18 protein-coding genes are annotated in these 24385 nt (G+C 51.9%); 7 read left to right on the top strand and 11 right to left on the bottom strand.

Annotated features, from left to right (window positions below; genetic code table 11):
• Positions 1-1026, bottom strand: a complete 1026-nt coding sequence (cydB, locus tag ACQ66Q_RS15950) for a cytochrome d ubiquinol oxidase subunit II (protein WP_430457686.1) — start codon at positions 1024-1026, stop codon at positions 1-3.
• On the bottom strand, positions 1026-2456 hold the full coding sequence (locus ACQ66Q_RS15955) for a cytochrome ubiquinol oxidase subunit I (protein ID WP_430457687.1): 1431 nt from the start codon (positions 2454-2456) through the stop codon (positions 1026-1028). Before ACQ66Q_RS15955 ends, cydB begins: the two co-directional genes overlap by 1 nt.
• Before the next feature lie 310 nt (positions 2457-2766).
• Between ACQ66Q_RS15955 and ACQ66Q_RS15960 the strand changes: the two genes are divergently transcribed.
• Both ACQ66Q_RS15960 and ACQ66Q_RS15965 read left to right on the top strand, forming a co-directional pair.
• On the top strand, positions 2767-4680 hold the full coding sequence (locus tag ACQ66Q_RS15960) for a sensor histidine kinase (protein WP_430457688.1): 1914 nt from the start codon (positions 2767-2769) through the stop codon (positions 4678-4680).
• Positions 4680-6089 carry a sigma-54-dependent transcriptional regulator gene (locus tag ACQ66Q_RS15965; protein ID WP_430457689.1) on the top strand — a complete coding sequence of 470 codons (1410 nt, stop codon included), beginning with the start codon at positions 4680-4682 and terminating at the stop codon, positions 6087-6089. Before ACQ66Q_RS15960 ends, ACQ66Q_RS15965 begins: the two co-directional genes overlap by 1 nt.
• A 35-nt stretch (positions 6090-6124) precedes the next feature.
• On the opposite strand, the gene ACQ66Q_RS15970 is transcribed toward ACQ66Q_RS15965, so the two are convergent.
• Both ACQ66Q_RS15970 and ACQ66Q_RS15975 read right to left on the bottom strand, forming a co-directional pair.
• Entirely contained in the window at positions 6125-7189 is a 1065-nt protein-coding gene (locus ACQ66Q_RS15970) for a S66 peptidase family protein (protein WP_430457690.1), read from the bottom strand.
• A 112-nt stretch (positions 7190-7301) separates the two neighbouring features.
• Positions 7302-8648 (bottom strand): DUF3472 domain-containing protein, encoded by a 1347-nt coding sequence (locus ACQ66Q_RS15975; protein ID WP_430457691.1) that lies wholly within the window; start codon positions 8646-8648, stop codon positions 7302-7304.
• A gap of 69 nt (positions 8649-8717) precedes the next feature.
• Here ACQ66Q_RS15975 and ACQ66Q_RS15980 point away from each other — a divergent pair, with 69 nt between their 5' ends.
• Both ACQ66Q_RS15980 and ACQ66Q_RS15985 read left to right on the top strand, forming a co-directional pair.
• Entirely contained in the window at positions 8718-8924 is a 207-nt protein-coding gene (locus tag ACQ66Q_RS15980) for a hypothetical protein (protein WP_430457692.1), read from the top strand.
• A 60-nt stretch (positions 8925-8984) separates the two neighbouring features.
• Positions 8985-10583 (top strand): response regulator, encoded by a 1599-nt coding sequence (locus tag ACQ66Q_RS15985; RefSeq protein WP_430457693.1) that lies wholly within the window; start codon positions 8985-8987, stop codon positions 10581-10583.
• 16 nt (positions 10584-10599) lie between these two features.
• On the opposite strand, the gene ACQ66Q_RS15990 is transcribed toward ACQ66Q_RS15985, so the two are convergent.
• From ACQ66Q_RS15990 to ACQ66Q_RS16005, 4 genes are all read right to left on the bottom strand, one after another.
• Complete coding sequence (locus ACQ66Q_RS15990) at positions 10600-11964, bottom strand: M24 family metallopeptidase (protein ID WP_430457694.1); 1365 nt, start codon at positions 11962-11964, stop codon at positions 10600-10602.
• A 181-nt stretch (positions 11965-12145) separates the two neighbouring features.
• The gene (locus ACQ66Q_RS15995; RefSeq protein ID WP_430457695.1) at positions 12146-12925 is read right to left on the bottom strand and encodes a LytR/AlgR family response regulator transcription factor; all 780 of its coding nucleotides are present in this window, start codon (positions 12923-12925) and stop codon (positions 12146-12148) included.
• The gene (locus tag ACQ66Q_RS16000; protein ID WP_430457696.1) at positions 12922-14169 is read right to left on the bottom strand and encodes a sensor histidine kinase; all 1248 of its coding nucleotides are present in this window, start codon (positions 14167-14169) and stop codon (positions 12922-12924) included. Before ACQ66Q_RS16000 ends, ACQ66Q_RS15995 begins: the two co-directional genes overlap by 4 nt.
• Before the next feature lie 27 nt (positions 14170-14196).
• Positions 14197-16218: a M13 family metallopeptidase gene (locus tag ACQ66Q_RS16005; protein WP_430457697.1), complete on the bottom strand. Its 2022-nt coding sequence runs from the start codon at positions 16216-16218 to the stop codon at positions 14197-14199.
• Between the two features lie 581 nt (positions 16219-16799).
• Between ACQ66Q_RS16005 and ACQ66Q_RS16010 the strand changes: the two genes are divergently transcribed.
• Positions 16800-19052 (top strand): InlB B-repeat-containing protein, encoded by a 2253-nt coding sequence (locus tag ACQ66Q_RS16010; protein ID WP_430457698.1) that lies wholly within the window; start codon positions 16800-16802, stop codon positions 19050-19052.
• A 182-nt stretch (positions 19053-19234) separates the two neighbouring features.
• On the top strand, positions 19235-20005 hold the full coding sequence (gene rluF, locus ACQ66Q_RS16015) for a 23S rRNA pseudouridine(2604) synthase RluF (RefSeq protein WP_430457699.1): 771 nt from the start codon (positions 19235-19237) through the stop codon (positions 20003-20005).
• Positions 20006-20038: 33 nt separating this feature from the next.
• Here the strand turns inward: rluF and ACQ66Q_RS16020 are convergent, their stop codons facing one another.
• The 3 genes from ACQ66Q_RS16020 to ACQ66Q_RS16030 all read right to left on the bottom strand — a co-directional run bounded on the left by ACQ66Q_RS16020 (position 20039) and on the right by ACQ66Q_RS16030 (position 23936).
• The gene (locus ACQ66Q_RS16020) at positions 20039-20632 is read right to left on the bottom strand and encodes a YkgJ family cysteine cluster protein (RefSeq protein WP_430457700.1); all 594 of its coding nucleotides are present in this window, start codon (positions 20630-20632) and stop codon (positions 20039-20041) included.
• Positions 20633-20711: 79 nt separating this feature from the next.
• Positions 20712-23588 carry an EAL domain-containing protein gene (locus tag ACQ66Q_RS16025; protein WP_430457701.1) on the bottom strand — a complete coding sequence of 959 codons (2877 nt, stop codon included), beginning with the start codon at positions 23586-23588 and terminating at the stop codon, positions 20712-20714.
• Positions 23589-23624: 36 nt separating this feature from the next.
• On the bottom strand, positions 23625-23936 hold the full coding sequence (locus tag ACQ66Q_RS16030; protein WP_430457702.1) for a DUF3630 family protein: 312 nt from the start codon (positions 23934-23936) through the stop codon (positions 23625-23627).
• Positions 23937-24045: 109 nt separating this feature from the next.
• Here ACQ66Q_RS16030 and ACQ66Q_RS16035 point away from each other — a divergent pair, with 109 nt between their 5' ends.
• Positions 24046-24384: a c-type cytochrome gene (locus ACQ66Q_RS16035; RefSeq protein ID WP_430457703.1), complete on the top strand. Its 339-nt coding sequence runs from the start codon at positions 24046-24048 to the stop codon at positions 24382-24384.
• Position 24385 lies beyond the last annotated feature (1 nt).

Raw genomic sequence — 24385 nt, forward strand, 5'->3', positions numbered from 1 at the left:
TTAATAACCTTCTGTGAAGTCTTCAACTTTGCCGGCAAAGATGCGGTAGCCCCAGCAGGTATAAGCCAGAATCAAGGGCACAAAAATCAGCACCCCTGGCAGCATAAACTGCAGGCTGGCCTGAGGCGCGGCGGCTTCGATATAGCTGAGTTTGCCCGGCATGATGGCCGGGAACAGGCTGACCAGCAGACCGGCAAAGCCCAATGCAAATAGACTCACGGCCAGCCAGAATGGCCGATCTTCATGGCGGCTGTGCGGCAAAGCACCGGCTTTTAACTGGCGTTGCACCCGGCCTAAATCACGGTAAAGCAGACGGGCAGCCAGCACTGACAACAGCGGCAGCGGCCATAACCAGAGGAAATGCCAGCCACCAAACCAACGTTGCCAGATCTCGTCGCTACCAACTGCAGTAGAGATGCTGACCACTAACATCGCGCCCATCAGCACCCACACCAACCTGCGGCCATAACGCGCTGCACGCTGCTGGCGTTCATCCCGGCATTTCATTACCAGATAAGTACAGCCGAGCAGGGCATAACCAGCCAGCAAGGCAAAACCGGTAAACAACGTAAACGGCGTCAGTAAATCCAGCGGTGATGCGGATACCAGCGGAGTACCGCCAATCAGAACTCCCAGCATCAGGCCCTGGCAAAAAGCCGCGACGGTCGAGCCAATAGCAAAAGCCCGGTTCCACCAGCGTTTTGAAGTAGTTGATTTAAAACGGTATTCAAATGCTACACCGCGGAAAATCAGCCCAATCAGCATCAGCATAATGGGCGCATACAAGGCCGATGTCAGACCGGCGTAAGCCGCTGGAAAAGCGCCAAACAGAATGACCCCGCCAAATACCAGCCAGGTTTCGTTGCCGTCCCAAACGTGCGAGATCGAGCGCATCAGCTGGTCTTTGTCGGCTTCATCGCGAAACCAGGGGTACAAAATGCCAATCCCCAAGTCAAAGCCATCCAGCAACACGTACATCAGAATGGCAAAGCCGAGTAACAGGAAATAAAACAGTGGTAAATCCATTATTTTGCTCCTCCAGTGTGACGGTTGTTGCCTTCTGCGGTTTGCAGAGTCTTGGTCAATGCCAGTGCATAACCAGAGGCTTCCACGCCAATCAGATGGTGTTGTAACGACTCCAGCGGTGGCGGGCCTTTTTTAATCAACTTGTGGAAGAAATACAGATAGACTGCAAACAACAGGCTGTAGGTCAGTACAAATAGCGTTAGCGATAGCGCAACACGCTCTGGCGGCAATGGTGAGACCACTTCACTGGTGCGCACCAGCCCATAGACAATCCAGGGCTGACGGCCAATTTCGACGACATACCAACCAGCTAATACTGCGATCACGCCGGTCGGCGCCAGCAGGCTGCATAACCACAAAAATTGCGGTTGCTGGTAAAGCGCTTCGCGCCGGCGCAGCCAGAGGCCCCAAAGTGCGACAACAATCATCAGCACGCCAAGCCCAACCATCACGCGGAACGAGAAAAACACCAGCGGCACGTTCGGCCGGTCGGCTTTAGGCACCGACTGAAGACCTGTCAGTTCACCTTGCCAGTCATGGGTCAGGATCAAACTCGCCATGCCTGGGATCGCCACTTCAAAGTGGTTTTTCTCCTGCACCGGGTCCGGGATAGCGAACAATAGTAGCGGTACGTTCTGCTCGCGTGCAGGCCAAATGCCTTCCATCGCGGCCAGTTTCACCGGCTGATGTTCTTTGACGTTCAGGCCATGCAAATCACCGACAAACGCCTGCAGCGGCGCGAAAATCAATATCCACCACAGCGAAAACGACAGGCCTTTGCGGGCGAACGCGATATGTTCTTTGCGGCGCAGATACCAGGCTGAGGTCGCGAGGACCACTAACCCGGCGGTCAACATAGTAGCCAGCAGCATATGGCTCAGCCGGTAGGGCATCGACGGGTTAAAAATCACTTCAAACCAGCTTTCGACGACAAACTTGCCGTCAACAATGGCATGACCGGCTGGCGTCTGCATCCAGCTGTTGGCGGCGATGATCCAAAACGCTGAGATCCAGGTGCCGACTGCCACGGTACAAGTGGCGAAGAAATGCAGCCGGGCACTGACCCGTTGCCAGCCATAGAGCATGACTCCGAGAAAACCGGCTTCGAGGAAAAAGGCGGTCAGTACTTCATATGCCATCAGCGGCCCGATGACGGCCCCGGTAAGCTCGGAAAACTTCGAGAAGTTAGTGCCGAATTCGTATGACAACACGATGCCGGATACCACGCCCATGCCAAAAGTGATGGCAAACGGTTTAATCCAGAACTTTGCCAGTTGCAGGTACAAAGGGTTGCGGGTTTTCAGCCACAGGCCTTCCCAAATTGCGATCAGTGTCGCAAGGCCAATAGTGATAGACGGGAAAATGATGTGAAAGCTGACAGTAAAGGCAAACTGCAGCCGGGACAGTATCGCGGAATCTAATTCCATCATGCAGCTCCCCGGCGATTCTCAGCCCAATACAGTAGTGGACCCAGCAAGGCGGCGATGCCCAACAGGAAACCTAACTCAGTGAAAAATACAGACCACAACATGCGGCAACTCCTCTCACAGCGAACCAATCAGTCAAAAGCGATGCCAGCTCAATGCGATTGTTGGGCCAGTGTTTTGATTTCTGACAAAACATTGATCTGTATCAATAAATTGAAAGCTGCTTGAGGTGGCTGACAAGCTGGTTTACGCTGTGCATCTTTGTATCTGTCAACAGTGTTGACATGCAAAACCGCAGCAACCGGGAGATCCGATGGATTTAGCGCTGTTATTTGAGACCATGCTGGGCCTGACCAGCCTCAGTGCCTTGTGGACCGGGCTTTGGCTGTGGTGGCATGCCCGGTTTCAGCCGGTGCTGAAACCACTGGCCGGTTTTTGCGCCATGATGGCGGTCTGGTGTGGCGGTCATCTGGCGCTGCAACATGATTTGTTGTTACCGGGTAAAGCGCTGATCCTGGCCAACCCGCTGATGCCGGCGTTTTTTCTGCAGTTCGCTTTGGCTTATGTCACAACACAACCACAGCAGCCGCAGCTGCGCTGGATTGAATGGCTACGGCAATATCAGTCCTGGTTTTTACTTGCATCGGTCCTTGTGGTGTTACTGAGCTGGTCACAACCATCAGCGCGGGTGCAGGCGCTGTACGGCATGCCGGTGTTTTTCCTGTTTGATGGGTTTGGCTGGTTCAATCTGGCGTACACAGTGCTACTGGGCATGCTGGCGCACTGGGTGCTGTGGCGGGGCCGCCATGCTTATCACGGCAATAAACATCATTCAGTGGTGGCGATTTCGATGACGGCTGGTCTGGGTTTGTTGCTGGCCACCAGCTTTGTCTTTCCGTCGCTTGGTTTGAACTGGTATCCCTATCCGATGCTGGTATTGCCGTTGTATCTGGTGTTGCTGGTGTACAGCGTGGTACGGTATCAAATGCTGGCGGTGAATGCCTTTGCCAGCCGTGCCCTGGTCTATCTGGTAATGGGCTTACTGTTGTTATTGCTGATGGCGCTGATCAGCTCGTTATTTGGTCAGTTTGGCATGCCAGCATTGGCCGCGGTACCGGGCTGGCAGCTTTGGTTGTATTCGAGTTTATTGTTGTTATTTGCCGCAGCTGGATACCGTCCGGCCAGCCGGCTGGCCGAGCGCCTGATTTTCCCCGGCGTGCAGCTCAGTGAGGCGATGGTCAGTCGCTGGCAGCAACAGCTTTCTGGTGCGGCGGATTGGCAGCAATTGGCCGATCAGGCGGCTTTACTGATCCGACAGCCACTAAAACAACCGGTACAAATTTGCCTGCTGCAGGGGCCTGAATTATTGGCGCAAAGTGCTGAAACTTCCGGCCTCAAGTTGCTGGTCAGCACGACAGGCAGCGACGATCACAGCGGCAATCAATGGCAGTTCAGTATTGTCGGCGAGCAGGGCCTGACGCCGACGTTAAAGCTGACCGCGGAAGTGTTTGGCTCGCTGCTGGTCAGTAGCAGTGCGCGCTTGCAGTCGGCACTGGCGCTGGCCGAAGCACAAAAACAGCAGCTGGCGCAGCAACATCTGGTTGAGCTGGGCGCGCTGGCGGCATCGATGGCACATGAGCTCAGGAATCCGCTGAATATCATCTCGATGGCGTCTGCCGCTGTTGATGCTGAGCTGCGTGGTCATATTCAAACCCAGTTAAAGCGGGCTGACCGGCTGATCGCCGATATGTTGGTTTATGCGGGCCGGCTGCAGCTGCAGCCGGTTATATTCCCACTGCAACCGCTGGTGCAGTCGTTATTGCTGCAAGCGCTAGATGGCGTGCGCACTGAGCTTGCGGTGCCGGCTGATTTGCAACTACACGCCGACCCTTATCGGATGCAGCAAGTACTGCAAAACCTGTTTGATAACGCCTTTGCTTTTTTACGCAATCAGCCTGGCGCTTGTTTGCGCGTTGAGGCTAGTACGATAGATGCAGAAGTGCAGATCCGGGTGCTGAATAACGGCCCGGCGCTGGACCCTGCGCTATTGGACGGTCAGCTATTCCGGCCTTTTGTCAGCAAAAGAGCCGGCGGCAGCGGCTTGGGTCTTGCCATCGTTGCCCGCATCATTTTGGCCCACCAGGGCCGCATCCAGCATGATCCCGACCCCGACTGGCCGGTCTGCTTCACCCTCTATTTGCCTGTTGTTTCCGGAGAGATACGCTGATGAGCGCTGCTTTTTCTTTAGATAGTTTCCGCACCGCTAAAGTGTTGTTGGTGGATGACGAACCGGCGTTCCGGCTGCTGGCCGAGCGCTTTTTGCAGCAACAGGGTCATCAGGTGTTGCTGGCGGCTGATTTGGCACAGGCCAAGGCCATTCTGGCGCAGCAGCAGGTTGATTTAGTGCTGCTGGACTTATCATTGCCGCCGGTATTTGACCCGCAAGCGACGCTGAATGCGCTGCCGGAACTGGCCGGCCAGCCGGTGATCATTCTGACCGGCCATGCCGAGCGTGAACTGGCGCTGCAGGCAATTAGCCTCGGCGCCTGGGATTTCCTCGCCAAGCCGATAGATCCCGATTTGCTGGCCGTGGTAGTGAAACGCGCCGTCAGCAAGCACTTGCTGGAACAGGAACTGAATAGTCTGAAACGCGGCGTCAGCGCCGCGCAAGGCTTATTGCCGTTGGTTGGCGTGTCACAGGCGCTACGCAATATCCGCACACTGATTGAACGAATAGCACCGACGGACGTGCGGGTATTGGTGACCGGCCCGTCTGGTACCGGCAAAGAGGTGGTGTCCAAAGCGCTGCATCAACTCAGCTTGCGCGCCGCCGGGCCTTTTGTCTCGGTGCATTGTGGCGCTATCCCGGCGGAATTATTGGAAAGTGAACTGTTTGGCTACGTGCGTGGTGCTTTTACCGGTGCCGACAAAGACCGCCAGGGCTTACTCAGTATGGCTGACGGCGGCACGCTGTTTCTCGATGAAATTGGCGAGATGCCGTTGCCGATGCAGGTAAAATTACTGCGCGTATTGCAGGAAGGCACGTTTTATCCGGTCGGTGGCCGCGAGCAGAAAAAAATTGATATCCGGCTGGTGTCGGCGACCAATGCGCAGTTGCCTGAGTTGGTAAAACAAGGCCGGTTTCGTGAAGACCTGTATTACCGCATCAAAGGCATCACGCTGGAAACGCCGGCACTGGACGAACGGCGCGAAGACATTCCGCTATTGATCCAGCATTTTTTGCAGCAAATCGCCGCAAAATCAGTACAAAGTGTCCAGTTATCGGCACCAGCGCTGCAATGGTTGTTGCAGCGGCCCTGGCCCGGCAATGTGCGCGAGCTGCGCAATGTGCTGGAAAGTGTCGTGGCAATTGCCCGTCATGGTGTGGTGCAGCTGGCGGATATTCAGCTCTTGCATCTGGACGCGCAGGAGGTCTCTTTTCCTGACTTGCAGTTACCGCCCGGCAGTTCACTGGATGAGCAGGTGCGGCAGCTGGAAATTCGCCTGTTAAGCGAAGCCCTGACCGCACATCAGGGCAATCGCAGCCAGGCCGCGCGCCAGCTTGGGTTGTCGCGCCAGGGCTTACTGAAAAAAATCGAGCGCTATGGTTTACAGCAAATGGGCCTGAGCGACTAACCCAGTGCTACTGCAGAGCGCAGCGTCACTCTGGTTCAGCCGGCAAATACCGGCTCCAGCAGCTGCAAAGTGCCGGCTGTGGCGTCGAGCCTTACCTTGGCGCCGACCGGTAAAATAAACTGTCGTTTCAGATGACCAATCATGGCGCCGCGATAGGCTGGGATCTGCAGCGGCAATAGATAGTCCTGCAGGATCTGGTCGAGGGTCAGATTGCCATAGCCATGCTCAGGTTCACAGTCCGTGCACTCGCCAAAAACCAAGCCTTTGATTTGCTTTAGCGTGCCGTTTAATGCCAGCGTACTGAGCATCCGGTCGATGCGGTACGGTGCTTCGGCAATGTCTTCGATAAACAGGATTTTGTCGCGGCAATCCGGAAAATAAGGCGTACCGGATAACGCGGTCAACACCGTCAGATTGCCACCAACCAGCCGGCCTTCGGCAACGCCGCTGCGGATAGTCAGCGTCTGGCTGTTGCGCGGCACCAGTTCATCTTTGATTTCCGCTTCGTTTTGATACAGCGGCAGTGCTTTGGCAAAAAATAGCTGCTGGAACTGCTGGACATTAAAAGCGGGCCAGCCGTCGGCACCATTCGGGCCATGGAAACTAATCAAGCCGGTTTTCGCCTGTAGCGCACAGTGCAGCGCTGTGATGTCAGAATAACCGAGCAGAGGTTTTGGATTGGCTGCGATCAGCGCGTAATCGAGTAACGACAGGATGCGGGCTGCGCCGGAACCACCGCGCAGACAAATCACCGCTTTGACTTCAGGGTCAGCAAACATGGCATTAAGATCCTGGGCGCGTTCCGCATCGGTACCAGCCAGATGACCACGCCGGTTGGCGATAAAATTGCCATTTTTCACTTTCAGGCCAAGCGCCTGCATCGCTTGTTGCACCAGCTGAAAATCCATCGCGTCCGCGGTGGCAGCAGAGGGGCTGACCAGGCCCACAGTGTCGCCCGGCTGCAGCGGACGCGGCTTGATGCTTGGCAGTTGCGGTGCCGCTATCGCAGCAGGCGCGGCGAAACTGAGTAAAGTCCCCGTCGCCGCCAGACCGAGTAAATGCTTCGCGAGCTGGCGACGGGGTAAGTTGGCTTCTGACATCTGCATCTCCAACACTGTGGTGAAATATCCACCACAGTTATATCGCGTTGGTTACGCAGCGACCAGAGGTTGTTGATAATTTATTCTTGAGATGACTATCTTAAGGAATAAATTACGGTAGTTTTGTCAAATCCAGTACAGGTGCAGCGGTCGTATCGCGGCTGAATTTGCTGCCAAATGTGGTGAAATCATCAAAAAAACCACCATTTTTTAAGTAAAACCGGCCATTCTTCACGCCGCCCTGATAGTCCCAGCGTGACTGGCGCCGGGCCGTATCGTCATAGCTGAAGCTGGCCTGCAGCAGTGGCAGCCATTCACCGGCAGCGGTACGGACCCAGCCATTGCCATACTGCGCCTCCCGGCTGAATTGGCCGGCTTCTGGGATAAAATTCTCCAAAAAGGCATGCTGATTGGTCAGCCAGGTTTGCGTTTTCGGCCGGCGGAAACTGGCGATCAACCGCCACTGTGCCTGTTCCGGCGCATAAAACCAGGCGCTGTAATCGGTGTTGTTATTGTCTGCCGGTTTGGCTTTGAGCAGGAACTTATAGGTGGTGCCGGCTTGCCACGGATAAACCAGGTAACTTTGTCCGCCGGAGCCTTCGTTACCGAATTCACCGGTTTGCACGTCCGGGCCTTTGCGCAATAACTGTACGCGGTCTTCCGGCGGAATTTTGCTCGGGTCATCGGTTTCATAAGGGCTCCAGACCGAAAACAACACCCGGCGTTCGCTGGCCGAATTCACCTGAATACCAAAATAACCCTGACCAAAACCATTCGCCATGTAATAAGAGCCAATCACATCCTGTCCGGCCGGGACTGTCAGTTCAGAGTAGAAATATTCCAGCGGCGTGCTGGTCGGGCTTTGATAGTTCAGATGTACCGAAGGGCCACGCCGGCCCCAGTAAAACTCATCTTTAATAAAATAGGTGTCGCTGCCAACCGCACTGCCACCAATCAGGATGTCATCTATGTCAGCAAACACATCGGCACTGGCGCTGACGCCTTGCAGGACAATTTTCTGATAGCCGGGCTGACTGACGGCAAACTTACCGACATAGACCTGTTGCAGTGTGGTGTTGTTCAGTTCTATTTTTTTACTCAGTCCGCCGACACTGACTTCGATCGCCGACGTGCCGGACAGCACTTTAGCATTCAGCGCCAGTTCCAGCTCGCCCGCTTTACCAAGGCGCAGGTAAGTAACAATTTTGTCCGAGCTGCGGCGCCAGTTACGGATGCCATTGGCCTGGATGATGCTTTCAGTTTCTTTCGGATTGCCTTCGACCCAGCTATTGGCTGCAGTTGGTACTTTCAGACTCAGTTGCGGGGTTTGTGGCTGAGTGGGCGTTTGTTGCACCGGCAGCGGTGCAGCTGGCGTTTCCTTACCACCACTGCTACCACAGCCAGCGCTTAATAACGAAATGAAAAGTAAAGCCGGACCTGCCAGCGATCTATTGAACATGACAACACTCCTGCGACATTGCTGAAATAGTGAGAAATATTTGTGAACAATCTGGCAGGATGCTAGCTTTTGCATGAAAAGAAAGCAAATGAAACTTACGAAATTATTTTTTATCGAAAGGCATCACAACAGAACGACGTGGTACAGCGGTTAGATCTGCCTGACATTGTCCGTCACGCATGTTGTTATCGAGCCGCTGCCGTTGCTTATTGTCCGCCTTGGCTGACTGAAAAAATCGGGCGTGATAACTTGCAACAAATCGGCCTGACCGACTGACCGTTGATTTTTGCCTATGCTTAGCACAGCGTAATCTGGCGCAGTCGTGAGCAGGCTTCAATGCAACAGATCCAGGTATCTGATTTAAAAGTTATTTTGGTAGAGGATGAGTCCGGTAGCCGGACTATGCTGCGCCAGCTGCTGCGTCTTGCCGGCGTGAAGTCAGTGCATGCCTTGGCCAATGGCAGTGCTTTGTTGCGGCAATTTGAGCGCATCGACGCCGATTTATTGTTGTTAGGTTTTGACCTTGGCGATCAGCTGCGCGGCACAGATTTGGTTCGCTACCTGCTCAGGCGCCAGCGTCTTGCGCAATGTTGCCGGGTGGCTTTTATTACTAATCAGGCCGACGACGCACTGGCCGATCTGCCGTGGTTACAGCTGCCATGCCGGGTACTCGCCAAGCCTTTGTCTGGGATCATGCTGACCGGTTTATTGCAGGAAACGGCAGTATTGTTGAGTCAGGCGCGGCCATTGCTGCAAGCGGTCAGTTGTGGTGCGGAACCCGAGGCGCTGCGCCGGGTGATCCGTATCCGTGCCGGTCAGCTGCCGGCTATCAGTCGCGATGCTATTCGGCAAATGCAGGTGCGGGTGTTGCTGGACTGGCGTTATGCCAAAGAAGCCTGGGCCTTGGCCGGGCGCATCCGCGACCCGCTGCTGGGGCTGGAGCTGCGGCTGGAGTTGGCTTACCAGCTCGGGGATCTGGAAGCGTTGCAACAGCAGCTGCAGCACATGCAGCAAAATCATCAGCTCAAACGCAAACAAAGCTGGTACTTGTGCCGATTTCAGGCGTTGCAGCTGGATGAATTACCGGAAGACCTATTTGCTGAGCTGCGCGACTCCCAGCTGACGCCGTACGAGACCAACCTGAAAGCGATTTTGCTGTACCAGCAACAGCAGCTACCGGCGGCCCGCACTTTTCTGGAAAACCGGCTGGGTCAGGCGCGCGACAGCTATCAGCGCAATGCATTATTGCTGATGCTGATCACTCTGACTTTGTTAGATTCACTGGCGGCAGCACCCGGCGGTTCACATGCTGATTGGCTCGATGCATATGCTGAGCAGTTTAATCCGGACCTTGGGAGTCTGGATTTTCGCCGTTTCGAGCAGTTGATCCTACTGGCGCGGGCTGCCACCGTCCATGCAATTGACGATGAGATTGAACCGGCGCTGCAACAATTTGCACAGGAAGATCAACAGCTTGATGTATTTCAGCTGTTATTTTTGGCGTACATTTATTTGCGGCTGGGCCGTGAACAGCATGCGCTGGAGCAATTATGGCGGGTAGAGGTGCAGCTGACGGCGATGCCAATGGCTGCGGAGCGGCTGGCAGTCGGCTATTTCCACCGCATCCTGTTTGGGTATTGCCACACCGATGCGCAATTGACGGCGCAAACTTACACCCAATGGGGCTTGATGTTTAATGAACAAAAACAGTGGTACCGCGCGCTGAAAATGTTCTGGCAGGCGCAGCGCTGCCAGCCCGACGACGCCGATCAGCTGCTGAATCTACTGACACAGTTACATTTGCTGCAGCTGGAACAATATTGGGATCAGTCGGCGACTGATTTAGTGCAGCTTTTGCAGCTGCAGACACTGACCCAAAGCCAGTCGCGGCAGTTACAGGCGTTGAGCCTGCCTCAGGTACCGCGCCGCGGCTGACGGTGCCCAATCCTGCTTATTGCGTGCTGATCAGGTGCAGTTGCTGTTGTCGGCCGTTCAGGTAATGGAACTTTACGCCGTCAAAATAACCATCTTCTTCCAGCATGATACGGATCTCGTTGTCCCAGGCCGGTAGAGCCACAGCGACGTTCAGTTCAATCGAATAGGCGGTGTTTGGCTGTAACGGATAATCGCCACTGCCCGGCGTGCCGTGCTGATTGTCCCACATGCCGATGGTTGGACCGGCCGCATGGCCGTGGTGCCCAATCGGATGGCTGTAGATTGTCGCTTTCAGGCCTTTGTTTTTCGCGTCATTCAGGCTTTTTGCCAGTAACGCATTGCCGGTTAAACCGGTTTTAAAGTTGCCGGTCAGGATATCCTGCGCCTGATTACCTAGTTTCAATGCCTGTTTTAACTCGTCCGGCGCATCGGTTTCGCCAGGGCGTAACACATACGCATGTTGTTGCTGGTCCGAATTCAGCCTTAAGTAGGTGAGGCCAAAATCAACGTGCAGTAAATCACCCGGCTGAATAATACTTTCCGATTGGGCATCGGCTTTGGCGGATTTTTTGGCAGACGAGAAGGCTTTAATTTGGTCGAATTGACCGGAATTGGGCCGCTGAATGGAGACGGTCGGATGGAACCAGACCGGTAAGCCAAGCTTGGTGCTTTGCTGACGTAACCACCAGACCACATCTTCAGTGCTGGTTTTACCCGGTGTCACCACTTGATTGGAAAACGCCTGTGCAATCAGTTGATGGCCAATCGCGGTCAAATTTTTATATTGCTCGATCTCGGCCGGCAAGCGCGTTTCCAGCCAGCCCACTGCAAGTTTCTCCGCACTGACCAGTTTGCTGGATTGCGCAGCACCCAGTGCCTGCTTGAGCAGCTCAAGTTCAGTCGCGACCATGCCATCGGCATGGCCATAACTGGCCGACTGATTAATACCGATGCGTTTCGGCTTTTTACTGCGGATAAGATCTGCCAGTGCCTGCCATTGGTCAGGTTGTTTTTCTACATCCCAGGCTTTTTTAAACGCAGTGCCAACGTCATAACGCGCTACGGCGTATAGCTCCGGCGCTTTGCCGGCACCCGGATTGAAGATCACCAACATGGTGCGCCGGCGCGCCGACAGCCAGGTCGCCGGCAACATCGTTTTCAGCACCGGGTCTTCGTTGTATTCGCGGGAAATCAGCAACCACATATCGATGTTTTCGCGCTGCATCAGCGGCGGCAAAATCTGTGTCAGCCGTTGCTGCAATAACTCATCAATCAGTTGCGCCTGCTCGCGTTCTGGCAATACTGCTGTCTTGTTTGCAGGTTCACTAGCAAAGACCACCGGGCTGAAAGCCAGCAGCAGAGCAAGATAAAGTGGTTTCATCGGTGATTTCCTTTTGGCCGAGTCTGACTAACGTGCGGATAATTGGCTGAAATTTATCCTAAAAGAATTTTCCGGCCACCGACAGGTGATTGAACCGGGATCGGTGGGGTTTGGTCTTGTTCGTTGAATATTCTGTACGTAGCAATGCAGTCCGTTTTATCGGGCGCAGCTTATTCTGCAGCTAAAAACTGAGTAGCTCTTTTAATTCAATGGCATTACGCCGGGAGATCTCCAATTCCTTGCCGTCGCTCATCGTCACGATAAAACCGTCACTGATGGATTCTTCGATCCGGCGGATCTCTTGCAGGTTGACCACATATTGTCGGTTGGCGCGGAAAAAAATACTTTTTGGTAAGCGTGTTTCGATGCTGTTCAGCGACTTTTTCACAAAAGCTTTATTGTTTTCAAAGAAAAGCTGGACGTAGTTTTTCTGGCTTTCGATATAGCGGATAGTATCGAGCCGAATTAAATAGCAGTGGTCGCCGTCTTTGACCAATAATTTGCTATGCCCCTCTAATGGATCTTTAACCGTTTGATTTTTATCATTATCTGACTGATTTTCATCCTCAGTGTCAGTGTCAGTGTCAGTGTCAGTGTCAGTGTTATTGGAGTTTGTGCGGGCCAGTAACTTATTTATCGCGACGGTTAAGCGTTCTTTGCTGATGGGTTTCAGTAAATAATCAATGGTATTGAAATCAAACGAGCGGATCGCATGTTCTGAATAAGCCGTTGTGAAAATGATCTGCGGCAAATAACTGAGTTTTTCCAACAGGTCAAAGCCAGTGCCACCCGGCATATGGATATCGAGGAAAATCACCTCCGGGTGTGTCTCATTAACCAAAGTTAAAGCGCTGCCGGCATGATCTGCTTGCCCGACCACCGTCAGCTCTGGATAGTCTTTGAGCATCCGCACCAGGCCTTCGCGCGCCAGTCGCGAGTCTTCCACTACTATCACTTTCATCGGGTACGCTCCTTCGGGATCGTCAGCGTCACGACAAACTGATGCATAGCGCCTGCAGTCTGGTGATTGCCGATATGCAGACTAGCCTGCTGACCATACAACAGTAGTAAACGCTGTCTGATATTGTCTAAGCCGATGCCCATGTTTGTCGTCGTATCTATCGTCGCACCTGTCGTCGCACCTGTCGTCGCACTAGGCGTCTCGCCTGTGCTGGTTGTGCGCGCTGAGTCGGCACGGATTGCGGCAAAATCATTGCTGATGGTGAAAACTAATGTTGCTTCATGTTCTTCGGCCGTCAGCTCAAGCCGGCCGCCGCCTGCGATATTGTCCACGCCATGTTTAATCGCGTTTTCTATCAACATTTGTAACATCATCGGCGGCAGCAAATAGTGCTGTAGTGTCGCCTCGACACGCTGTGAATACTGTAGCCGCGCTTCCATCTGAATGCTGACGATAGAGATATAACGCCCGATGATGTCCAGCTCCTGGCTCAGCGTGACCTTGGCATGTTCACTGCTCGCCAGCGAATAACGCAGAATGTCAGACAAAGCGATCAGCATATTCTCCGCATGAGCTGTATTTTCGTGCATCATAAAACGGATATTATTCAATGCGTTAAATAGAAAGTGGGGGTTCAGTTGATTAGCCAGGTTGGTTAGCTGTGCTTCTTTGAGGCTATGTTGCAAACGCAGATTGTTAATTTCGGTGGCTCTGGTTCTGCGGCTATTGCTGATATATGCATAGACAAAAATCCACGAACAAATAAATAGTTGAGTATTCAGGCTGCCGCCGATCAAATTGCGGAAAATGAAACTGCTGGTATCAAAATGGACCTGACTTTGGCTCAAAATGGTCCAGAAAAATGGCAGCGTCAGCAATAAAACGCTGGCTACCACCAATACACCAGCCACAGTGCTGTAGAGGATGATCATGGTGATCAGCGCAGTGATGGATTTTTGCTGCCACTGACGTTGTTTATAGATAAAGCGCAGCAGCAAGACGGCATGAGTATAGGGCAGGGCCCAAACCACAGATGCCGTGATGTTAAAGCCAGAAAAATCGCCCAGAAAGAAAATACTGAGCAGCGTGATCCCGCAAACAAACAACAAGGCGCCACTATGGAATAACCAGAACTGCCGGTCCCGTGGGTAGAAATACAATGCAGGCATAATGCGATATGACCTCAGTTGCTGGGCAGTGCCAGAAAAATGCGCCGTCAGATTTGCCCATCTGACGGCGTTCATCAGTGTCGACTGATCACCGGCTGGACCTTACCAAATCCGCAGCCGGTTTGCTTGGCTGTTAAACATGCCATCACCAGGTTGGGTATGAAATGCCTGATGGAAGCCATCAATATTAATCACCACGCCATTGATACGAAACACATCAGGGGCGTGTGGATCTGTGACCAACCATTGTGCCGCAAGCTCAGGGCGAAATTTACTGCGCCGGCTTTGGGCGTAACTGTAGAAGAATCTTTGTTCACCGGTCAGGCCGTTGATCAGTGGCGACTTTTTTCCTTTTAATGTGTTGATGTAAGCATCATAAGCGATTTGTAAGCCGGCTAAATCTGCCATGTTCTCAGACAAAGTCAGCTGCCCGTTCACATGTTTGCCCGGAAACAGTTGGTAAGCGCTGAATTGTTGCACCAGCTTGTCGCCCATCGCTTGAAATGCAGCTTTGTCTGCCGTTGCCCACCAGTTGCGAAATTTGCCGTCGCCATCAAACTGACTGCCCATATTGTCGAAGCCGTGGCTGATTTCGTGAGCAATAACCGCGCCGATCGCGCCATAGTTGCTGGCATCATCGGCACTTATATCGAAGTAGGGCGCCTGCAGGTGCGCGGCGGGAAATTCGATATCATTGCGCAGTGGGTTGTATTGCGCACTGACCATTTGCGGCAGCATATCCCAATCGCGTTTGTCGGCTTTTTTGCCGGCTTTGGCGGCCTTAAATTCCCAGTCAAACCGGGCCGCGCGATGCTGATTGCCGAGCGCATCACCGGCGACAATGCGCAGGCCGCTATAGTCGCGCCAGACATCAGGGTAACCAATTTTAGTGCCATATTTGGCGATTTTATCCAGCGCCTGCTGTTTGGTCGCGGGGGTCATCCAAGTCAGTCTGCTGATAGCGTCGCGGTACGCGGTCAGTAAGTTTTTTACCAGTTCCTGCATACGCGCTTTGTGGTCGGCGGGGAAGTGACGCGCCACATAGAGTTGGCCGAGCGCTTCGCCCATCGCGCTATTTAACCTGGCCACGGCTTTTGTGCTCTGCGGCTCTGGCTCGGTCTGACCATTTAAAGTGGTACCGTAAAAGTCAAAATGGGCGGCACGAAATTCGGCCGACAGCAGCGGCGCAGCTTCATTCAGGCTTTGTAGTTTGGTGTAGGCTTTCCAGTGCGCCAATGGGATCTTGGCATACAGCTGAGAGATCGCCAGCACGGCTCCCGGCTGCAGATTACTTAGTGTGGTTTGCCCCTTTAAGTTCGCGCCGTCTAAAAACGCCAGCCAGTCAAAGCCTGGCGCAGCTTTGATCAGCTTTGCGATTTGCATCGTCGCGATGTTGCCAGGATCCCGGCTCTTCGCCAGTTCCCATTGTGCCTGTGCGATTTGGCTTTCAACACTGAGTGCCTGCTCGACCAGTGCTTGCGCCTGTGGCAGTTGTGCTAGCTTGGCTAATTTCAATAAATAGATTCGATAAGCCGTGAAGATGTTGGCAGACTGCGCGTCGTTGCCCGGCAGATAATAACTGCGATCCGGTAAGCCTAAGCCGCCTTGTGCCAGCATGGCCTGATTGATGGTCGGGTCCTGCAAGCCAGGCATTACAAACGGAAAATGTACCGGCGTCTCCATACGGCCTTGTGCTTTACCCTGCCAATGCGCCAACTCGCTGGTGCTGGCCAGTGCATCGATTTCGGCCAGAATTGCGTTAAGCGGTGTCCGGCTAAGCTGGTCTAACCGAGCTGTATCGAGGTATGTGGCATAAAAAGTGCCCACTTTTTCCGCTACGCTGCCAGCAGGATTTTTGCTACCGGCCAGCTCTACGATGATTTTATGGAGTCGTTTTGACGTGATGCCGGGTAAATCTGCACCAAAAACAAACGACGCATCAGCGGGGATTTGCGCGCTATTTAGCCAGTCGCCGTTCACCGCCAAATAAAAATCATCCTGCATACGCAGCGTTGCCGTGGTTGTGGTTTGGATTGTCGGTGTTGAGTTGAGCGGTGCTGTTGGGGTTGCCGCCATCGCGCAGCTGCAACTGAACAGGGTGGTGCAAATAAGGCGCTTGTTCATCTGATTTCCTTTTAACTAAACCGTGATCTGCGAAGTGGCCGCAGCCGGCTGTATGGGTCTGGTCGGTATTATCAATCAGCGAAAATCAGCAGAGGAAATTAGGTGCCAGACGGAGATTTGCGGGTTTAAGCGGTAAAAAGCGGCAAGATTTGTTGCGAGCAGTGGATTTGATTGCATAGTGATTTTTCCCTGTTACCGGCAGCACAATCCGGGGCAGACACCATCTTGTTCTGTTGGAGCCATTCAGCTCTTTGCATGCGGATGACAGACAGCGCTAATGAAGCTTGTAGATGATTCCACACCGCATTTTCAGCATGGCGTGTGCCAAATTTTATCCCATGTTTGGGCAAATAATCCTGAGGCAATAGGGGGGGCGGTACTGAATGGAATTTCTCAATGCTCGCTAGAGACTTTCATCGAAAATGAGTTGGACATTGTTATAGTAAAATCATAATCTACAGGCGTTATGTTAATTTTTTGTTTTTCAGCATTAATGCGGACCGCAGGACCGCCAAGATTTACTAAAGACACTGTTTAGTGGAGTCGCAGGTACACATGGAATTTTTAAAAGGACTTTTACATTGAACACAAAAATGTTGAAGAAGCTTTTCATACTGCCACTGAGTTGCTTTTTTATTGGTTGTGGTGGTGCTTCTTCAGATAAGCAAGAAATCCCAACGGAACCTGCCAAACTCAGTTATGAAGTTTCAGCAATCACTTCCATAGGTGGCAATATCACCCCCAAAAGCCAGTTAATTTTGACTGGCAACACAGCGACTTTGAATGTTGCTGCTGATAATGAATATGAAGTTGAGAGCATCGTTGGCTGTAATGGACAGCTCAGCGGAAATATCTACACAACCGGCCGCATTACCTCCGCTTGTGAAATATCCGCAAAATTCAAATTAAAATCACATTCAGTCACAGCGACGGCCTCGCAAGGCGGCGCCGTCACCCCGGTCAGCCAATTAATCCAACATGGTGGCGTGGCGGTGGTAAATATTGCAGCTGCCGCGGGCTTTGACATTGATAAAGTCGAGGGCTGTAATGGACAACTCAATGGCAATCTCTACACAACCGGCAGCATTACCGCTGCGTGTGAAGTGTCTGCAAAATTCAAATTAAAATCCTATACAGTTACAGCGACGGCCTCAGAAGGCGGTACCGTCACCCCGGTCAGTCAATTAATCCAACATGGTGGTGTGGCGGTGGTAAATATTGCAGCTGCCGCGGGCTTTGACATTGATAAAGTCGAGGGCTGTAATGGACAACTCAATGGCAATCTCTACACAACCAGCAGCATTACCGCTGCGTGTGAAGTGTCTGCAAAATTCAAAATAAAAATACATACTGTGACAGCCAGCATACCAGACACAGCTGTAAGTATTACGCCGATGGCGCAAACGGTTGAACATGGTGGTCGTTTAATATTTTATACTGCTCAGAATACAGGTGTTGGGCAATACAAAATATCAGGTTGTGGCGGTTATCTTAAGGATAGTATCTATATTATTGATTCAGTGACATCCGATTGTCAGATTATTGCAGAGTTCACTGAGGGTATTTTAAGTTTAGATTTATATCCATATCATGAAGATAGTTCTATTATCGTTTCTATGGATTTGAGTCAAGTGAATGTTCCAAACACTGATTTAGGCTACATTATTTACAAGGAGAATGGTGTTGTTCATTCCTCTACTGAGGAAGTAAATAGAAACTATAGTACTTCGATTCGAATGCCGATAGCCAGAAATGTGTATAAAAAGGTTATTTCCAATCTCAAGCCCGACTCAGAATATGAAGTATGTATGCGTGGTGTAAACAATTTTAAAACCACTGGCTTCTTTGGCTGTAAAAAAATTAAGACGGCACCAAAACAGAATGAAAAAGCAATAATCATTGTTAATCATGATGTTGAACCAGAGGCTGTCGTGCTTATTGAAAAGTGGATGGCGGCAGTTAAGCGTAATAATCAACATATACAGGCTGATTTGCACAAAATCCAGCCAGGTACTTCTGCTGCAGTTCTCAAGCAGTCTTTAAAAGATAGCTATAATTCTTCGAATCTTAAGCATGTTGTGTTTATTGGCTACGACGTTCCTGCATTAGCAGATAATAATACTGGTACTAAATATCTAGGGATGTACTCCTCTTTGTCAAATATAGTCAAAGGGGATTGGCATAATGAACATGAGATGGGCTCAGGTGAAGTCACCGTAGCTGTTATCAAACCAAGGGACACAACTGTTTCCCAATACTTCAAACGCTTGAACGACCATTATGATGGTATAAATATTTATCCGCGTAGAGTTTTATTGGCTGATGCTCAGATAGATTCAGAGAAAACCTTGTTCCGAAAGGATTTTGAGAAATTTAACTTCGAAATAGATATGGTGACCGGAATTAAGGACTATAACGACCTATCAGAAGCAATCCGATGGCAAGATGAATACTCCAGAAATCTTCTGGAAAACAAATACGAAATATTATTTATTGGTGCTCACGGTTCTACAGAACTTCATTACCCGTGTGCTTATGAATGTATAGACTATAACTTCATTGAAAAAGCAGAGCCTAAGACAAAATTTGTAATTGCCATCAGTTGCAATATAGGCCATGTGCTTACATATGGTTCGCCCATTATTTCTTATATATTCGGGAAAAATTCAGGGTCACTCAGTGGTCTCGCCAGTGAAGTTCTTTATTTTGATGTGAATGGTTCTTCTGGTCGGCGGATTATAAATGAATTAAAGATTCAAAAAAAATCTATTGGTGACGTGAGCAGGTCGTTTGGCTTTTTAGTTGTAGGTGACCCATTCTTAACTTCGATTTGAGGTTGTCTATGGATATGAGACCAAGTCATCGAGTGTTTTCAGGGATCAGGTGTGAGTCTCTTTCAGTTGCCATATAAGTAGATGACGATGGCCGTCAGAGTTATGTGGGATCGCCTTTACTTGCCCATTGCCGTCGCCGGCCTTAAACTTTGCGCACTTTTTTCTGCCACAGGGTTACCACTTTGACCGACGCGACTTCGTTATTCCGGCTTAACAAATTTATCAGTGATACCGGCTTCTGCTCGCGGCGCGAGGCGGACAAGCTGATTGAATCCGGTCAGGTCAAAGTGAACGGGCAGGTGGCGGTGGTGGGCACCAAAGTGTCGGCCGACGACCGCGTCGAAGTGGCTGGTAAGCCGCTGAAAAACAAACCGCGCCGGGTTTATCTGGCGTACCACAAACCGGTGGGTATCACTTGTACCACCGAGCTGCATGTCAAAGGCAATATTGTTGATGCGGTGCAATATCCGGAGCGGATCTTCCCGATAGGCCGGCTGGATAAAGAATCCGAAGGTTTGATTTTTCTGACCAACGACGGCGATATCGTCAATAAAATCCTGCGCGCCGGCAATGCACACGACAAAGAATATGTTGTCACCGTCGACAAACCTATCCACGACCATTTCCTGAAAAAAATGGCCGCTGGCGTGCCTATTCTTGACACTGTGACTTTGCCTTGTCAGGTCACGCAGAAATCGCGTCAAACCTTTAATATCGTGTTGCGCCAGGGCCTGAACCGGCAAATTCGCCGCATGACGGAATATCTGGGTTTTAATGTCACTAAGCTCAAACGCGTACGCATCATGAACGTGCGCCTCGCCGGCCTTGCACCGGGTCAATGGCGCGAACTGACGCCGGCCGAGATGGCCGAACTGGAAGCCATGTTACTGACTTCGAGCAAGACTGAAGAAGCGTCCAAGCTTGGCGGCGGCGCTTATCAATACGAAGAGTGATAGTGGTTTTTGCCCGTCAGGGCAAAATCCAGCTTACTCAGCGTCTGCTAATCCCAGGTAATACTGTTCAAACAGCACTTTTTGCAGCGCCTGTTCCATCGCTTCGTTGATTGGGAAATTCATCCCGCCCAGTTCGTAGTCGATTTGGCGGATTTGTTCTTTGCCGTTACGGATCATCGGCGGTGGGTCGGATTCCAGTGCGATTAAGCTGTCCTGGTAGGCTTGCGGATAATCGGCTTTGATATTTTTACAGACACTGAGCTGTACTTCGCCTTCGCGGCCATTGTAGCCGGCGGCGCCAAACAGGCGGCAGATGCCAGGGCGTTTCAGGTAGACGCTGCACTGGCCTTGTTTACCGTCTTCCGAATGGCGACTGTAGAAGAAACAACCAGGTTTGTCGTGGGCAGCTAAAGCATCGAGCGTGCTTTCCGCTTTGCCTTCTTTGATCAGTTCAAATGCCAGCGGCAGCATTTCCAGCACAGTGGCTTCAATGCCCGGATGCAAACAACATTCGCCGCAGCCACTGCGGCAAAACAGCCCGCGGTCGCGCTGATATTGCGCATAACGCTGGCCAATGTCGGCAAAGACCACTTCGACCTGTTCAGATAATTGTTGTAAACGTTGCATAGCGGCACCTCAGAATGGGCGCGTATTGTACTGAGCGGCAGCCCAGCGCGGCAAGCGCTGTCTGCAGTCGCTGGGGTTATCAGCCCTGAATATCTGCTAGTGGCCGTGGTTTGGCGATACCGTAACCCTGGGCGTAATTCACGCCCATCCGTTTCAGTTCCAGCATAATGTCCTGATTTTCAACAAACTCGGCGATGGTCTGAATACCCATGGCGGTCGCTACATCGTGGATCGAATTGACGATGGCGCGGTCGTATTTATCTTCCAGCAAATCGCGGACGAAATTGCCGTCAATTTTGACAAAATCGACCGGGAAGTTTTTCAGATACCCATAAGACGAGAAGCCGCTGCCGAAATCATCCAGCGAGAAATGACAGCCTAAGCCTCTGAAATGATGAATAAATTCCAGAGTATTCTGCAGGTTCAGAATGGCCATACTTTCGGTGATCTCAAAACAGATATGTCGCGCCGGGATCTGATATTCATCCAGCAAACCCTGCACATAAGCTTTAAACAGCGGGTCGACCAGGGACGCGCCGGACAGGTTGATACTGGCAAGGCCAAGCGTGGTCAGATGCTGTGGATGTTGCGCCAGCCAGCGGAAATAATTACGCAGCACCCAACGGTCGATTTGCGGCATCAGGCCATAGCGTTCGGCTGAACTTAAGAAATTGCCTGGTGCGATAATGGTTTCGTCTTCACCGACCAGCCGCAGCAGTAGTTCATAGTGCGCCACGGTATCGCGCTGCTGAATGGCTTGGATCGGCTGCATATACAACACAAATTTATCGTTTTCCAGCGCATGACGCAGCACTTGCAGCCATTGCACTTCGGACTGATGTTTTTGCAATTCCTGATCGTCGGCATTAAACAGATGAATGCGGTTGCGGCCTTTTTCTTTGGCGACAAAACAGGCGGAATCGGCTTTTTTCAGCGTTTGTTCGGCGGATAAATCATCCAGCGTGATCTCGGTCAGACCAATACTGACACTGATACTGAACAGGCTGTCCTGCCAGAAAAAGCGGAATTCTTTCACTACATCCAGCAATGAATAAGCAATGCTGAACGCTTCCTGCGCGGTTTTACCCGGCAGCAACACACCAAATTCGTCCCCGCCAATCCGCGCCAACGAGCCGGTCTGACCGAGCGCGCGTTTCAGTTGATCGCTGATTTGCTTCAACAATGCATCGCCGGCCGCATGGTCGCAGGTGGTGTTAACCAGCTTAAATTGGTCGATATCGATAAACAGCACTGCACTGGTTTGTTGTTCCAGCTGGCGGCGTTGCCAGGCTTGTTGCGCCAGCACCAGGAAATGGTGGCGGTTATACAAGCCGGTCAGCGGGTCATGTGAGGCCAGATACGCCAGCTGTTCATGCGCAACTTTTTGCTCGGTGATGTCCACCAGCGAGCCGTGGATAAAGGCTTCGCCTTGGGCATTGCGGCTAAGCCGCGCCGACATCAACGCCCAGAATGGTGCACCGTCGGCGCGCAGGCCGCGTAACTCAAAACTCTGATTACTGATATGTTGCAGCTGACGGACCATCTGTAACCGGTCGTCCGGGTTGGCGTAATACCGGCCCATGCCGTGTTTTTGTACGTCAACTTCCATCTGACTCAGTTCCTGATAACCGAGAATATTCAGCAGCGCGCGGTTGGCGGACAATAGATGGCCGTCCAGCGTAGTACTGAACAGGCCTTCCACCGCGTTGTGATAGATATCGTAATATTGCTGCAACGAGCGGATGGTCTGCTGATGCGCTTCGGCGCTCTGAATGCTGGCACTTTGCAGCCGCTGCGCCAGGCTGTAGCTCATCAGCAGCATGCTGCAAATCACCGATAACACCAGCAGCCATTGCCACAGATGTAAGTGATCGAGATAACCAAATTCTGTCAGTAACAACACCGTACTGGCGACGAAAAACAGCAGCCAGCCGATGGCAAAAGTGCGTGCCAGTGGCAGCCCGCTAAAACCATACCGTACCGCCTGCAACAAATTAGTCAGCATCACCTGGCAGACCACAATCAACAGCAAATCCAGCTGAATACTGCGCGGCGCATACAGCGGCGTGAATAACAGCGCAGCGCTGGAAGCCAGATTCAGCCACAACAACCAGCGTTGCTGATTTTGTACGATGGCGTTGGTGAGCAGCGTCAGAAACAGCATGCAGGCGCCGCCGGCGACATAAAACACTGACGGGTTCAGTTCCGGATATTCCGGCCAAATCATCGCAAAACCAGCACCGTTTAAAATCGACACCATCAAGCTGAAACTGAAAAAGAAGCCGGAAAAATGACAATACAGCGGTTCGCGTACGTTCAGATACAACATGGCGTTATACAGCGCCATCACCAGTAAAATCCCAAGGATCAGGCCATCAGAGATCTGGCGCTGCAGCAGCTGTAGGCCAAATTCTTCGGTGCTGAACAGCTGCAGGTTGGACGGGATCACGGCGCCATCCTGCACTTTGACTAATAAATCCAGTTCCTGATCGGCTTTAAAATTCAGCGGCACGGCGAAACTGCGTGCCTGCAGCATGCGCTCACTAAAAGGAAATTCGGTGCCGGAGCGATTGATCAGACTCAGTTCGTGGCTTTGCCGGTCATACAGATAAAACTCGACACGGTCGGCGTTAATGGATTCGTAATTCAGCACCACAGTGCCGGGCTGCTGGCCGCTGTAATGCAGACGTGCCAGAAACCAGACAGCTTCCGGGTAACTGCGCAGCGCCTGATTCGGCTGGTCCAGTGGCACAAAGGCGTGCAGGCGGGCCGGTTCAAACACAATGTCTTCGACGCCAACGTTGGGGTCAACCTGCTGATAATATAAATTTGGGAACAGACTTTGCTGTTTTAGCGCGGGATCAATACGGATAGTTTCGGCATGGAAGGCCAGAGCAGCCGGACTGAACCAGCCTGACAACAGCAGCCAGCAAAACAAAAAAAAGCGCTGTCTCATGTTCTTCTTCCCGATCTGAATCTAAGTGAATGAATTCTAAACAAGATCTTGCGCAAGTAGCGCATGGAGTTCCGACAGTAGCATATCTGCCTGCGCACTGTCAGTATCAATCCAGCAGGCCTCAGTATAGTGTTCCAGATGCAGATAAAACGGCTGGTCGCAGAAACTGAACCGGATCAGCAGTAAATCCATACTGAGCTCGGTTTGCAGCCGGCTCAGCGGTGCAAATTGCTGCAGCCATTGTTGCAACAATGGCGCGTCACTGGCCGGGTCCGGCGGCTGGCGAAACACCAGCTGCAATTGCGCTGCAGGCTCAGCAGAAGCGTTGATCTGTTGCAGACGGAGCATAGGCGGCAGTCCTGTTGCTGAAGATGTAAAAAGCCGATTTTAGCAATTTTCTTGTGTAATCAGGACCTTTTGCTTTACTCAAACCAGTCATCACAATCAGGAGCGGCGTATGAGAACATTGATGTTATTGATCCTGCTAGCTTTTTCAGCATCGGTATCGGCAGGATCCGCCGATATCAGCCGCGGTCAAAGCAAAGCGGCGATGTGTACGGCCTGTCATGGTGCCAGCGGCATTTCCGTGTTACCGGATTACCCGAATCTGGCCGGGCAAAAAGCCGGTTATCTGGAGCAGGCATTAAAAGCCTACCGTGATGGTCAACGCCAACACCAAATCATGGCGCCGATGGCGCAGGGCCTGACGGATCAGGAAATCACCGATGTAGCCGCGTTTTATGCGGCGCAGCAACCAACTCCGGCCGCAGCGGCTGAAGTGGTTGCCTCACAATAAT

Origin of the sequence: Rheinheimera sp. (assembly GCF_965283995.1) — a bacterium.
In the GTDB taxonomy this organism is placed as follows: Bacteria; Pseudomonadota; Gammaproteobacteria; order Enterobacterales; family Alteromonadaceae; genus Pararheinheimera.